The 13,238-nt window shown below is 64.6% G+C and carries 14 protein-coding genes; 9 read left to right on the top strand and 5 right to left on the bottom strand.

Annotated features, from left to right (window positions below; genetic code table 11):
• The first annotated feature begins 18 nt into the window (after positions 1-18).
• The 5 genes from V7E26_RS01275 to V7E26_RS01255 all read left to right on the top strand — a co-directional run bounded on the left by V7E26_RS01275 (position 19) and on the right by V7E26_RS01255 (position 4,907).
• Positions 19-825, top strand: a complete 807-nt coding sequence (locus V7E26_RS01275) for an aspartate dehydrogenase (protein WP_324412625.1) — start codon at positions 19-21, stop codon at positions 823-825.
• A gap of 75 nt (positions 826-900) precedes the next feature.
• Positions 901-2,265 carry an FAD-dependent oxidoreductase gene (locus V7E26_RS01270; RefSeq protein ID WP_324412623.1) on the top strand — a complete coding sequence of 455 codons (1,365 nt, stop codon included), beginning with the start codon at positions 901-903 and terminating at the stop codon, positions 2,263-2,265.
• A 19-nt stretch (positions 2,266-2,284) separates the two neighbouring features.
• Positions 2,285-3,289: an ABC transporter substrate-binding protein gene (locus V7E26_RS01265; RefSeq protein ID WP_324412621.1), complete on the top strand. Its 1,005-nt coding sequence runs from the start codon at positions 2,285-2,287 to the stop codon at positions 3,287-3,289.
• A 27-nt stretch (positions 3,290-3,316) separates the two neighbouring features.
• On the top strand, positions 3,317-4,090 hold the full coding sequence (locus V7E26_RS01260) for an ABC transporter ATP-binding protein (protein WP_324412619.1): 774 nt from the start codon (positions 3,317-3,319) through the stop codon (positions 4,088-4,090).
• Positions 4,083-4,907: an ABC transporter permease gene (locus tag V7E26_RS01255; protein ID WP_324412617.1), complete on the top strand. Its 825-nt coding sequence runs from the start codon at positions 4,083-4,085 to the stop codon at positions 4,905-4,907. The genes V7E26_RS01260 and V7E26_RS01255 overlap by 8 nt, the downstream gene beginning before the upstream one ends.
• A gap of 126 nt (positions 4,908-5,033) precedes the next feature.
• Here V7E26_RS01255 and gtdA read toward each other — a convergent pair whose 3' ends face one another.
• Complete coding sequence (gene gtdA / locus V7E26_RS01250) at positions 5,034-6,074, bottom strand: gentisate 1,2-dioxygenase (protein ID WP_324412615.1); 1,041 nt, start codon at positions 6,072-6,074, stop codon at positions 5,034-5,036.
• A gap of 109 nt (positions 6,075-6,183) precedes the next feature.
• Here gtdA and maiA point away from each other — a divergent pair, with 109 nt between their 5' ends.
• Together maiA and V7E26_RS01240 are read left to right on the top strand one after the other, a co-directional pair.
• Positions 6,184-6,813: a maleylacetoacetate isomerase gene (gene maiA, locus V7E26_RS01245; RefSeq protein ID WP_324412613.1), complete on the top strand. Its 630-nt coding sequence runs from the start codon at positions 6,184-6,186 to the stop codon at positions 6,811-6,813.
• Positions 6,803-7,312, top strand: coding sequence for a MarR family winged helix-turn-helix transcriptional regulator (locus V7E26_RS01240; RefSeq protein ID WP_324412611.1), 510 nt, complete (start codon positions 6,803-6,805; stop codon positions 7,310-7,312). The genes maiA and V7E26_RS01240 overlap by 11 nt, the downstream gene beginning before the upstream one ends.
• A 123-nt stretch (positions 7,313-7,435) precedes the next feature.
• Here the strand turns inward: V7E26_RS01240 and V7E26_RS01235 are convergent, their stop codons facing one another.
• From V7E26_RS01235 to V7E26_RS01225, 3 genes are all read right to left on the bottom strand, one after another.
• Complete coding sequence (locus tag V7E26_RS01235) at positions 7,436-9,049, bottom strand: benzoate-CoA ligase family protein (protein WP_324412609.1); 1,614 nt, start codon at positions 9,047-9,049, stop codon at positions 7,436-7,438.
• Positions 9,046-10,185: an FAD-dependent monooxygenase gene (locus V7E26_RS01230; protein ID WP_324412607.1), complete on the bottom strand. Its 1,140-nt coding sequence runs from the start codon at positions 10,183-10,185 to the stop codon at positions 9,046-9,048. Before V7E26_RS01230 ends, V7E26_RS01235 begins: the two co-directional genes overlap by 4 nt.
• A gap of 204 nt (positions 10,186-10,389) precedes the next feature.
• Positions 10,390-10,599 carry a hypothetical protein gene (locus V7E26_RS01225; RefSeq protein ID WP_324412605.1) on the bottom strand — a complete coding sequence of 70 codons (210 nt, stop codon included), beginning with the start codon at positions 10,597-10,599 and terminating at the stop codon, positions 10,390-10,392.
• 110 nt (positions 10,600-10,709) lie between these two features.
• On the opposite strand from V7E26_RS01225, the gene V7E26_RS01220 reads away from it, so the two are divergent.
• A complete protein-coding gene (locus V7E26_RS01220; RefSeq protein ID WP_324412603.1) occupies positions 10,710-11,114 on the top strand; it encodes a hypothetical protein in 405 nt (134 codons plus the stop codon).
• Between the two features lie 45 nt (positions 11,115-11,159).
• Here V7E26_RS01220 and V7E26_RS29960 read toward each other — a convergent pair whose 3' ends face one another.
• Complete coding sequence (locus tag V7E26_RS29960) at positions 11,160-12,221, bottom strand: hypothetical protein (RefSeq protein ID WP_442893339.1); 1,062 nt, start codon at positions 12,219-12,221, stop codon at positions 11,160-11,162.
• On the opposite strand from V7E26_RS29960, the gene V7E26_RS01210 reads away from it, so the two are divergent.
• Positions 12,130-13,236 carry an efflux RND transporter periplasmic adaptor subunit gene (locus V7E26_RS01210; RefSeq protein ID WP_324412601.1) on the top strand — a complete coding sequence of 369 codons (1,107 nt, stop codon included), beginning with the start codon at positions 12,130-12,132 and terminating at the stop codon, positions 13,234-13,236. The genes V7E26_RS29960 and V7E26_RS01210 overlap by 92 nt on opposite strands.
• The last annotated feature ends 2 nt before the right edge of the window (positions 13,237-13,238 follow it).

The raw sequence follows: 13,238 nt of genomic DNA, 5'->3' as shown, positions 1-13,238 counted from the left end.
GCTACCGGAGTATCAGATTTGCCAACCAAACGTATCGCCATCGCTGGGCTGGGCGAGATCGGCCGAACCGTGGCGCGTAAGATGGCGCAGGGGCTGCCGGGCCTGTCGCTCGCGGCAATTGCGACGAGGGACCGTGCGAAAGCGCAGGCGTGGCTCGATGCCGAGGGCATCAGCGCGGCGCTGGTTTCGCTCGATGAACTGCCCGGCCATGCCGACCTCGCCGTCGAATGTGCGCCGGCTGCGATCCTCGACCAGATCTGCCGGCCGATGCTGGGCGCGGGAAAGCAGGTGATGGTGCTCAGTTCCAGCGCGCTGCTGCCGCGTCCTGAACTCGTCGATCTCGCGCGGGCGCATGGCGGCCAGATCATCGTGCCGACCGGAGCGCTGATCGGATTCGATGCAGTGTCGGCCGCCGCCGAAGGCATCATTCATTCGGTGCAGATGGTGACGCGCAAGCCGCCTCGCGGTCTCGCCGGCGCGCCCTACCTAGTGGAGAACGGCATTTCCGTGGAGGGGCTGAGTTCGGCGCTCCGTGTCTTCAATGGTTCGGCGCGCGATGCGGCGGCGGCGTTTCCGGCCAACGTCAATGTCGTGGCGGCGCTGTCGCTCGCAGGCATCGGCCCCGATCGCACCACGATCGAGATCTGGGCCGATCCGGCGGTGACGCGGAACTGCCACCAGATCAGGGTGGATTCCGATTCTGCCTCGTTCTCGATGTCGATCGAGAACATTCCGTCGGAGAATCCCAAGACGGGCCGCATCACCGCGCTGTCGGTGATCGCGGCGCTACGAAAGTTGGCTTCGCCGCTGCGGGTCGGAACTTGAGCCGTTCAGCGCGGCGCGCTAGCTAGGATGGGTCGGGAGGCCTCGGCCTCCAGTGTCGATCCCGGGAAGTTGCGCTTGCCTGTCAAAACCATCATCGAGCCCGCCCGCGAAGTCCCGCTCTATGGCGAATACGAAGTCGCGGTGCTCGGCGGCGGGCCGGCCGGCATTGCCGCCGCCGTTGCTGCCGCTCGCGCCGGCCGCCGCACGCTGCTGATCGAGCGCTACGGCTTTCTCGGCGGCATGGGCACGGCTGCCGGCGTTACCAATTTTTGCGGGCTGCACGCCAATGTCCACGGCGAGATGCACCGGGTGGTGCAGGGCGTCGCCTCCGACCTGCTGGCGCGGATCGACCGGCTGGACGGCCTCAACGCGCCGCATTTGATCCTCGGCAAGATCCTTGCGCAGGCCTACGACACCGCCGCCTACAAGATCGCGGCGGATGATCTCCTGACCGCGCACAAGGTCGACATCCTCTTTCACGCGCTGGGCGCCGGCGCCGTGATGGGCGACGCGCGGCGCATCGACGCGCTGATGGTGGAGACCAAGGCCGGGCGGCAGGCGATACGCGCCGGCATCTTCCTCGATTGCTCGGGCGACGGCGATCTCGCGGCCTGGGCGGGGGCGCCCTTTGAGGTCGGCGACAATGCCGGCGGCATGATGTACCCCTCGATGATGTTCCGCCTCAACGGCATCGACCCCGAGAAGGCGGGCGATGCCTGGCGGACCATTCCAATGCTGATGGAAAAGGCCGAGGCCGCGGGCACGCATCATTTCCCGCGCAAGACCGCGATCGTGCGGCCGCAGCGCTCGGCGATCGAGTGGCGGGTCAATTTCACCCAGCTTGCGCGCGAGGACGGCAGCGCGGTGAGCGGGATCGATCCGGACCAGATGACGCGCGGCGAAATCGAGGGGCGGCGGCAGGCGGTCGAGGCGTTCGCATTCCTGCGCACCGTGCCGGGTTTTGAAAAATCCTACATCGTCGATCTGCCGCCGCAGCTCGGCATCCGCGAGACGCGGCGCGTGATCGGCGGCTACATGCTGTCGGGCGAGGACGTGCTCGGCTGCGCCTCGTTTCAGGATTCCATCGGCGTCAACGGCTGGCCGATGGAGCAGCATGTCGCCGGCGATGTCGTGTTCAAGTTCCCGCCGATCCCGGAATCGCGCGGCTTCAACGAATTGCCGTATCGCATGCTGGTGCCTGAGGGCATCGACAATCTCCTGATGGCCGGACGCTGCGCCTCGATGACCCATGAGGGCCAGTCGGCGGCGCGGGTCTCCGGCGCCTGCTTTGCGATGGGGGAGGCGGCGGGCCTCGCCGCGTCATTGGCGCTGTCGGGGAATACGATTCCGCGGGACATCGCGGTTGAAAAGCTGCAACAGATGCTGAAGCAACAGGGCGCGTTCATCGGGCGGGATCAATCCCTACCCGACGGCCTGTAAGCGTTACGGAGGAAGCCGGATGAGGATGTTTGCGCGGCTGGCGCTGGCGGGCATGGTGGCGATGGCGGCAGGCGGGATCGCCCGCGCCGAGGATGTGCTGAAAGCAAAAATCGGCGTGCTGCGGCTGTCGTCCTCGGCGCCGGTTTTCATCGCGCAGGACAAGGGCTATTTCCGCGAGGCCGGGCTCGATATCGAGCTGAAATTCTTCGACGCGGCGCAGCCGATCGCGGTGGCGACGACCTCCGGCGATGTCGATTTCGGCATCACCGCCTTCACGGCCGGGCTCTACAATCTCGCCGGCAAGGGCACGCTGAAGGTGATCGGCGGCATGAGCCGCGAGAAGGCGGGCTATCCCCTGATCGGCTATTTCGCCGCCAATAACGCCTATGCGGCCGGGCTGAAGACGCCGAAGGATCTCGCGGGCAAACGCATCGCGGTGACGCAGGTCGGCTCCAGCTTTCACTATTCGCTTGGGCTGCTCGCCGACAAATACGGCTTCAAGCTGGCGGATGTGAAGATCATGCCGCTGCAGTCGCTGTCCAATGCCGCCGCGGCGCTGAAGGGCGAGACCGTCGATGCGGCCTTGTTGCCGATCTCGACCGCGCGGGCGCTGGTGGATTCCGGCGGCGCGAAATTGCTCGGCTGGGTCGGCGACGAAACGCCGTGGCAACTGGGTGCGGTGTTCGCCTCGCCGAAGACGCTGACCAGCAAGCCGCTGGTGACAAAACTCCTTGCGGCGCTGGCGCGGGCCGATCGCGAATATCACGACGTGATCCTGGCCTCGGTGAAGGACGGCAAGGCCGATATCAACGACAAGACCAAGCCGCTGCTCGAGATCATCGCCAAATATACCAATTTGCCGGTGGAGCAGGTGGTTGGCAATTGCGCGTATATCGATCCCGAGGGCAAGCTCGACGTCAGGAATGTCGCCAACCAGATCGGCTGGCTGCAGGACCAGGGCTTTGTCGACAAGGGATTTGACGCTGACGCGATCATCGCGAAGGAATATGTGAAGGCGGATTGATGGGGCTAACATCGAACTGGGAACCACATGGACCTGATCGCCGACCAAATCAGCCATCGCTTCGGCAAGCTCGACGTGCTCGACCGCGTGTCGTTCACCGTCGCCGCCGGCGAGGTGGTCGCGATCGTCGGGCCGTCCGGCTGCGGCAAGAGCACGCTGCTGTCGATCCTTGGCGGGTTGCTGCGGCCGAGCGCGGGACAGGCCGAACTGCGCGGCGCACCGCCGGCCGAAAGCCTCAATCCGCTGACCTTCGTGTTCCAGGATTTCGCGCTGCTGCCGTGGTGCACGGTGGAAGCCAATGTCGAATTTCCGCTGGTTCACACCGCGCTCGACGCCGCTGCGCGGAAAACTGTCGTCGACGATGCGCTGCGCCGCACCGGGCTATCGGATTTTTGCGGCGCCTATCCGAAGCAATTGTCCGGCGGCATGCGCCAGCGCGTCGGCATCGCGCGGGCGCTGGCGGTGCGGCCGGCGATCCTGTTGATGGACGAGCCGCTGTCGGCGCTGGATTCGCAGACGCGCGAATTGCTGATGGAGGATTTCATCCGCCTGCTCGCCGACGGCACGATGGGCGCGGTCTATATTACGCATAATCTGGAAGAAGCGGTGCGGCTTGCTGATCGCATCGTGGTGCTGTCGCGCCGTCCGGGCCGCGTTCGCGAGGCCGTGACCATTCCGATGACGCGCACTGAGCGCGGTGGCGTCGACGCCCGCGGCAGACTGCTCAGCCTGCAGAACCAGTTGTGGTCGCTGATCCGCGACGAGGCGATCGACGCCGAGCGCGAGGTGCAGCATGCTTGACCGCGCGCCACAGGAAACGCGCCGGGACGAGAGCAAGCCGCGGCCGGTCGCGTTCCGCGGCGCCGGCTTTACGCCGAGCGCCGGCCGCGCGTCGGGCTGGATCGCGCTGGCGCTTGTCATCGCGATCTGGCAACTCGCCGGCAGCGCCGGCTGGGTCAACGCGCTGTTCCTGCCGGCGCCTTCGGCGATTGCGGTCGCGATCTACAAGCTCGCTTTATCAGGCGCGCTCTGGCAGCACGTTTCGGCCTCGGTGGTCCGGATCGGCTCGGGCTGGCTGATCGGCACGGTGGCCGGCGTGATCGTCGGCTTCGGCATCGGGCTGTCGACGCTGGCGCGCGGCGTCGGCATCACCTTCATCTCGGCGCTGTTTCCGATTCCCAAGATCGCGCTGCTGCCGCTCCTGATCCTCTGGCTCGGGATCGGCGAGGAGCCGAAGATCGCGACCATTGCGCTCGGCGTGTTCTTCTCGACCGCGATCTCGGTCTATAGCGGCGTCGACGCGGTGCCGCGCAATTTGATCCGGATGGCGCAGAGTTTCAACGTGCCGTTCCACGCCATCGTGACGGGAGTGATCTGGCCGGGCGCGCTGCCGTCGATTCTCGCAGGGTTCCGCATCACCGCGTCGGTGGCGCTGTTGCTGGTGGTGAGCGCGGAGATGATCGGCGCGCAATACGGCATCGGCGCCTTCGTGCTGCAGGCCGGCAATCTCATGCAGACCGATCAGTTGCTGGCCGGCGTCGTGATCCTGTCGCTGTTCGGGCTGGCGGTGGGGAAGGCAATCAACGTGCTGGAGGCACGGTTGCTGCACTGGCGGTGACGTTGTGCTGCGGTGTCTCCACCGTCATTGCGAGGAGCGATAGCGACGAAGCAATCCATGTCTCCGCTTGCCGCGAGATGGATTGCTTCGCTTCGCTCGCAATGACGACGGAGAGCGTGCCACTCCTCACGCATTCCCGCGATCTTCGCGGAACAGGTCGAGCTTCTGCTGCACCGGCCGATCAGAGAACGAGAACAGCACGGAGTCGGTTTCCGCTTCATGCGTGACCCAGTGCCAGCTCGGCACCACGAACAGGTCGCGCGCGCCCCACTCGAAGACCTGGTCGCCGATCCTCGTGCGCCCCTTACCCTCGATCGCGGCGAACACGGTGGCGTCGGTTGAACGGTAGCGCGCCGTCTTGAACCCCTTCGGCAGCAACTGGATGAAGGTGCCGATCGTCGGCATCGCGAAGTCGCCGGTTTCGGGGTTGGAGAATCTCAGCTTCAGCCCGTGACACGCGTCCCACTCCTCGCGCACCCTGGCGCGCTCCAGCGCCTCGCGCGTATAGCTATAGGGATAGTTGAAGATCGGCGATGTCCTGGATTTGCGCTTCTCGTCGACCGGCAGCAGATTGTGGCCGTAGCGGGCAAAGCTGTCGCCGGCGGGCTTTGAGATCTTCTGCTGGTCCTCGTTCGATCCTTCGGCAAAGGACGCATCGAAGAACTGCACCATCGGAATGTCGAGGCCGTCGAGCCAGAACATCGGCTCCGATGTTTCGTTGGAATGGTCGTGCCAGGTCATCGACGGCGTGATGACGAAATCGCCGGGCTCCATCAGCGTGCGCTCGCCGTCGACGGCGGTCGCGGCGCCCTTGCCTTCCAGCACGAAGCGCAGCGCGGACTGGCTGTGGCGGTGCGCCGGCGCGACGTCGCCGGGGACCACCATCTGCACGCCGGCAAACAACGACGTCGTGATTTTCGACTGGCCGCGCAGGCCGGGGTTCTCCAGCACCAGCACGCGTCGTTCGGCTTCCTTGGCGGTGATCAGCTTGCCGGCTTCGGTCATGTAGTCACGGATCGAAGCGAACTTCCAGAGATGCGGACGGCACGCGCTGCGCGGCTCCGGCGTGATCAGGTCGTTCATCACGTTCCACAGCGCGGAGAGATTTTCGCCGTCGATCTTCCTGTAGAACGCCTCGCGTTCCGGCGTCTTCTGCACGGCTTCCATGGCAAGCCTCCCGTCATTCTTATGGTTCTAGATTGACAGTATACTTACGAGTTGGGTAGCGTCAATGTGGTAAAGCCCGGAAGGGTCGGAACAATCAGGGAGGTTTTCGATGAAGCTGCACGGCTATTTTCGCAGCGCCGCGGCCTACCGGGTCAGAATCGCGCTCAACCTCAAGGGGCTGACGGCCGAGCATCTGCCGCATCACCTTCGCAAGGGCGAGCAGAGCGCGCCGGCCTATCTCGCGCTGAATCCGCAGGGATTGGTACCGACGCTGGAGAAGGCCGGTGCCGTGCTGACGCAGTCGCTCGCGATCATCGAATGGCTGGACGAGACCCATCCCAATCCGCCGCTGCTGCCCCGCGACCCGCTGCGCCGTGCCAAAGTGCGCGCCTTTGCGCTCGCGATCGCCTGCGACATCCATCCGGTGCAGAATTTGAAGGTGCTGAACCGGCTGCGCCAGCTCGGCGTGCCGGAGGAGCAGGTGACGGAATGGGCGGCCTGGGCCAATCGCGAGGGCCTTGTCGCCTGCGAAGCGCTGGTCAAAGGCGAGAAGGGGCCGTTCTGTTTCGGCGATAAGCCGACGATGGCCGATCTCTGCCTGGTGCCGCAGCTTGGCAACGCGCGGCGCTTCGGGGTCGATGTGTCTGCGTTTCCTCGCCTGCTCGAGGCGGAGGCCGCGGCCAGGGACATGAAGGCGTTCGCGGACGCCGCACCGGACAGGCAGACCGATGCCGAGTAAGCCTGATACCATCACCATGGACGCGGTCTACGCCGCGCCCGGCTATCTGTTCCGCCGCATGCAGCAGATCGCGGTCTCGATCTTCGTCGAGGAATGCAGCGCGTTCGATCTCACCCCGGTGCAATACGCGTCGCTGGTGGCGATCCATACCCATCCCGGCATCGACGCCACGCGGCTGTCGGCGGTGATCGCCTTCGACCGCTCGACGCTCGGCAACGTGATCGAGCGGCTGGAGAGCAAGTCGCTGATCGAGCGCAAGCCCTCGCGCGAGGACAAGCGCGTCAAGCTGCTCCATCTCTCGAAGGCGGGCGCGGCCGTATTGCGCGACATCATGCCGTCGGTCGAGCGCGCGCAACTGCGCATGCTGCAGCCGCTGAAACCCGCCGACCGCAAGACGCTGCTGGCGCTGCTCACGCAGCTCGTCGACCTCAACAACGAGGCCTCGCGCGTGCCGCTGCGCGCGGAGGATGCGCTGGAGCATCTGGGGAAGGCGGGTTGAGGGTGAGTGGGTAGCCCGGGTGGAGCGAAGCGCAACCCGGGGGAATATCGCCTTTGGCAAGACCGTTCCCGGATTTCGCTGCGCTGCATCCGGGGCACGTTGTAGTGCCTCTTTCTGCGGTAGCTACATCCTCATCAGCGCCTGACGATCGATCTTCCCGGTTCCGGTCTTCGGCAATTCGGCGATGAACCTGATCTCGCGCGGATATTTGTAGGGCAGCAGCCTTGTCTTCACATAGTCCTGCAGCCTCTTCGTCGCGTCGTTCTCGTCGAACTCGCGCTGGTTCATCACCACCACCGCCTTCAGCGTCATGCGCCTGTCGGGCAGTTCGGCGGCGAACACCGCGCATTCCCGGATGTCGGGGTGCTCGGCGAGGCATAGTTCGACCTCGAGCGGGTAGACCCACTGGCCGGAAATCTTGATCAGGTCGTCGGCGCGGCCACGGAAGAAATGGAAGCCATCGGCGTCGCGCACGAAGCGGTCGCCGGTGTAGATCCAGCCACCCTCGCGAATGGTCTCCGCCGATTTGTCCGGCCGGTTCCAGTACAGCGGCGTGTTGGAATCGCCGCGTACCCACAGGATGCCTTCCTCGTTGTCGCCGACCTCGCGGCCGTCCTTGTCCCTGAGCAGGATTTCATAGCCGGGCACACGCAGGCCCGCCGCGCCAAGCTTCTTCCTATCGGGACGGTTGGAGAGATAGATGTGCAGCACTTCGGTCGAGCCGAGACCCTCGATGATCTCGATCCCCGTCAGTGCCTTCCAGCCGTTGAAGACCTCCGCCGACAGTACCTCGGCGGCTGACAGCGTCATGCGCAGCGAAGAGAAGTCGGCATCTTCAGCGCCTTCGGCCTTGGTCAGCGAGGTGTAGAGCGTCGGCAGTCCATAAAAGACGGTCGGCCGATACTGCGCGATCGTCTCGAAGATCGCCGCCGGTTTCGGCTGTCCCGGCAGCAGCAGCGTCGCGGCGCCGACCGTGAACGGGAAGGTGATGGCGTTGCCGAAGCCGTAGGCGAAGAAGATCTTTGGCACCGAGAAGCAGATGTCGTCGGCCGTCAGCTTCAGCACGTTCTGCGCAAACGCCTGCTCGCTATAGGCCATGTCGTGCTGCAGATGGACGATACCCTTGGGGCGGCCGGTCGAGCCGGACGAATACATCCAGAACGCCATGTCGTCGCGTCCGGTGTCGGCCTCCGCCAGATCGGTCGGGAAGTGCTCCAACCATTCCTGCGCGACGAGGGTATGAGGCGCGGCGTGCGGGCTCGCGGCGCCATTGACCACGATCAGGGTCTTGAGTGGCGTGTCCTTGCAGGCCTCCGCGTTGAACCGCGCGGTAAACTCGGCTTCCGCGACCGCGACAGCAGCACCGGCATCCGAGAGATAGAACTGCAGCAGGTCCGGCGGCGTCAGCGTATTGATCAACAGCGGCACGAAGCCGGCGCGTACCGCACCGAAGAACGCCGCCGGGTAGGCCGGCGTGTCGTCGAGGAACATCAGGATGCGGTCGCCGCGCTTCAGGCCGAGCGACTGAAAGCCCCGGCCCCATTGCGCGGCTTCGGCGCAAAGTCTGGCGTAGGTGCGCGTGCCGCCGGGGCCGGTCAGCGCCAGCCGCTCGCCGCGGCCTTCAGCGAGATTGTCGAACAGGATGCGGCTCGCGTTGTAGCGTTCCGGAACCGCAAAACCGATCTCGCGGCTGCCCGGATTGTCGCGCGGGACGGAATCGGAAATGTCCGACGTCATGCCTGGCTCCCGGTTGTCTTCGCCGCCTCGTAGCGCGCCATGAATTCCGGCGACATCGCCCGCAGCCGGGCGTCGGCGATCCGCCCGGAGCGGGTGATGTAGCTGTAGGCAAAATCCATCAGGTCGAGCTTCATGTGTTCGGGGAAGCGTTCGTACCAGTCGGCGCTGGTGCGCGCGGCCGTCACCAGCTTCTGCACGGTCGGCTTGCGTTCGGCCTGGTAGCGGGCGAGACCGGCGGAAATTTCCGGCTCCGCCTGCAGCGCCTTGGTCAGTGCGATCGCGTCCTCGATGGCGAGCCGCGTCCCCGAGCCGATCGAGAAATGCGCGGTATGCAAGGCGTCGCCGATCAGCACCATGTTGCCGTGCGACCAGTTCTCGTTCCAGATCCACGGGAAATTGCGCCACACCGACTTGTTCGAAACCAGCGAATGGCCGCCGAGCGTCTCCGCGAAGATCTCTTCGCAGATCGCCTTTGACTCTTCGATCGTCTTGTTCTCGAAGCCATAGGCCCGCCAGGTCGCCGCGTCGCATTCCACCAGGAAGGTGCTCATCGAGGGCGAATAGCGGTAGTGATGCGCGTTGAAGAAGCCGCGATCGGTCTTCACGAAGGTCTGCGACAGCGTGGCGAAGCGTTTGCTGGTGCCGTACCATGCGAACTTGTTGGTCGCGTGCGAAACCGTGGCGCCGAACTCCTTCTCGAAGCCGCGACGCACCAGCGAGTTCAGCCCGTCGGCGGCAACGATCAGGTCGTAGCCAGCGAGTTCGCCGAGCGACTTGATCGTGGTGTCATAGCGCGCCGCGACGCCGGCTGCGCGCACGCGCTGCTGCAGGATAGTCAGCAGTTCGAGCCGGCCGATCGAGGAGAAGCCGATGCCGTCGATCTCGACGCTCTGCCCGCGCAGATTGAGCGTGATGTTCTTCCAACTCTCCATCCGTGGCGTGATGGCGTCGACCGTCTCTGGATCGTCGGCGCGCAGAAATTCCAGCGCCTGCTCGGAGAATACGACGCCGAATCCCCAGGTCGCGCCTTCAGGGTTCTGCTCGAACAGGTCGATATGCGCGTCCGGATGGCGCCGCTTCCAGAGATAGGCGAAGTAGAGCCCGCCGGGGCCTCCGCCAATGACGGCGATGCGCACGTCTTCCTCCCAGATAGACAGTATACTTACTAATTGGAATGAAGACTAATCCGCGCCGGCAATTTGCGCTACAGAAAAATGATGAGGGCGCGCGAACTGCACCGGTCCCGACCAGGCCAGGACCGGCGCCATGGGCTCGCTTCAGTCGAAGGCTCTATCGCGAACGGTGGTCCGCTCTGCGGAAGCTCCTGGTTTGAACGAGGCTCAGGTGCAGCGGCGCACCCTCACGCCGTTCACCCACACCGATCTGCACACCACGGCGGGCTTGCGGACAACGACCGCACCGCGCGCTCCGGCGCAGCCGGCGCGGTAGACGCCCCTGGCGCATACCACGGCGTTGGCATCGGTCGATTCAAATGTCATGGCGGTGCCGAAGGCAAACAGGGCGGACGCAACGATCAGCAGGTAACGCATCTCAATCTCCCGGACTTCTATGGTTGGAATTTCTTCAAGGTTCTGCGGAAATGGTCACGGCGCCCGTCAGGCAGCTCGCCTCCTTGCTTCTTGATCGCGGACCCGCTGTAGTGAAACTTTCATTCATCGCTGCAAGGAAACTCAAGGAAAATCCAATGGCGCAGGTCAGGCCCAAATGGCTGGCGTTCTATGCTGAACGTGTCGAACCGGTCTCAAAGGAAATATTCTCTCACATCGAAAAGATGATTATCGGGACGTTGATCGTATCGGCCGGCGCGCATGTCTCGAGCTCCGAGCCGGCGATCGTTCTGTTCGGCTATCTCAGGCACGGCCTTATCGGCCGCGGCGTCATGCTGTTCGGCGTCATCCTCCTGGTGCTGAATTTTCTCGACGGGCTCTACAAGCTCGCCAAGCTCAATTGGCATATCGCGTACCAGATCGTGATGACGTTCTTCTATATCGCGCTGACGGTACGGCTGATCCAGCTCATCCTTGCGTTTCGCGGCGGCGAGTGACCGGCGATCCCCGGATCATCGGAGGATCGCCGCGAGGCGCGGTGATTATCGCGCGGCGAACTGGGACAGAACGTCCTTGCACGCAGGCGAAATCAGCGAGGCATTGGTCGCAAGGCACTGCACGATCCGGCCGCCGCCGGGCGGCACGGCGCCGCAGATGGTGCGGACGTCGCCGCCGCAGGCCGAGCGCAGCACGAACAGTTCTTCGCGCGGGCGTAGCGGCCGCAGCACGATCACGGCTGGCGCCGCCGGCGCAGCGGTGGCCGCAGCGCCAGTGGCTGGAGCTGCACCCGCCGCTGGCGCGGCGCCGCCTCCTGTCACCGCCGAACTCGTCGGCTGTCCGGCGGCCGCACCAGCCGCGGCCTTCGGTTTGCCGGACTTGGGTGATGCTGCCGTCGCGGCGGCAGGCGCTGCAGGCTTCGGTGCGGCGGTCTCTGCAGGTTTGGCAGGCGCGGCTGCCGCCTCCACGGCGCGCACCGCGCTCTGGCAACTCGGAGAGAGGCTCGACATGTTCTTGGCGAGGCATTGCAGCGACGCCTCGCCGCCCGGCGGCACGCTGGAGCAATGCGCGATGTAGTCGGAGCGGCACTGCGACTTGACTGCGTCGCGCTGCGCCTGGCTCGGGCCTTGCGCCGATGCGGGTACGGTATATGCGAATATAGCGGCGGCCAGCAGCAGGCCGAGGTTTCTCGTGTGCGTCAATGCATCGATCATTGGAATGAATCCCTTTGTCTTCGCCGGAAGCTGCCGCTCCAACTGGAAGTGAATCTCGAAAACGCTTGGTCGCAAAAATCGGGTTGCATCATTTTCGCTTTCAGGTTCCGCTGCAAGCGGATTGTTGCTATTTTCATGGGATGGCGGAAAGCCATTTTCCGCATAAAGCCTTTTCCAGAACAAGAACCGATTTGGGGCACGAAAAATGAAGGCTTCGCGTTCACCTGCACGTCCGAGTTCACGCGGCAGGACCCAACAAAACGGCGTGATCATCTGTCGTACAGGTTTCGCAATCGCCGCCATGGCGATCTTAAGTGCCTGTGAACAAAATGCTTTTGTGCCGCCTCCGCCGGCAAAGGTCGAGGTGGCGGTGCCGCTGCAGCGGTCCTTCACGCGCTATCTGGAAGCGACCGGCAATACCGCGGCATTCAAGAACGTCGATCTGGTTGCGCGCGTGCAGGGCTTTCTGCAATCGATCAATTATAGAGACGGCGCCTACGTCAAGGAGGGGACGTCGCTGTTCACGATCGAGCCCGACACCTACAAGCTGAAGCTCGAACAGGCACAGGCGGCGGAAGCAGGCGCGCAGGCAACGCTGCGGCAGGCCGAGGCGGACTTCAAGCGCCAGCAGGATCTGGTGCAGCGACAGGCGGTTTCCCAGGCCACGCTGGATAGTTCGACGGCGACGCGCGACAATGCGCAGGCGAACCTGTCGCAGGCCCAGGTCAATACCAAGATCGCGGCGATGAATTACGGATATACCAATGTATCGGCGCCGTTTGACGGCGTCGTCAGCGCGCATCTCGTCTCGATCGGCGAACTCGTCGGTGCGTCTTCGCCGACGCAACTCGCCACCATCGTGGCGCTCGACCCGATCTACGTGAATTTCAACGTCAACGAACAGGATGTGCTGCGGATTCGCGAGGAAGCGCGCCGCCGCGGAATGACGGTCGACGATCTCAGGCAGTTGCCGGTCGAGATCGGGCTGCAGACCGAGGCCGGCTTCCCGCACAAGGGCAAGCTCGATTATGCCGCCGCGACGCTGAACCAGTCGACCGGGACGCTTCCCGTGCGCGGCGTACTGCCCAATGCGGACCGCGCGCTGCTGCCGGGATTCTTCGCCCGGGTTCGCGTGCCGGTGGATCAGGTGGAAAACGCCTTGTTCGTGCCCGACGTCGCGCTCGGCGCCGATCAGGCCGGACGCTACGTACTGGTGGTGAACGCCGACAACGTCGTCGAGCAGCGCAAGGTGCGGACCGGGCCGCTGGAAGGTGAGCTGCGCGTCATCGAAGAAGGTTTGAAGCCGGACGACCGGGTGATTACCGCCGGGTTGCTGCGCGCGATCCCCGGCCAGAAGGTCGATCCGCAATTGAGAAAGATCGAAGCGCAGCCGGCTGCGGGCAGGTAGGA

This window comes from Bradyrhizobium sp. (assembly GCF_036735945.1).
Taxonomy (GTDB): domain Bacteria; phylum Pseudomonadota; class Alphaproteobacteria; order Rhizobiales; family Xanthobacteraceae; genus Bradyrhizobium.
This window is presented reverse-complemented; position numbering and strand designations above follow the sequence as displayed.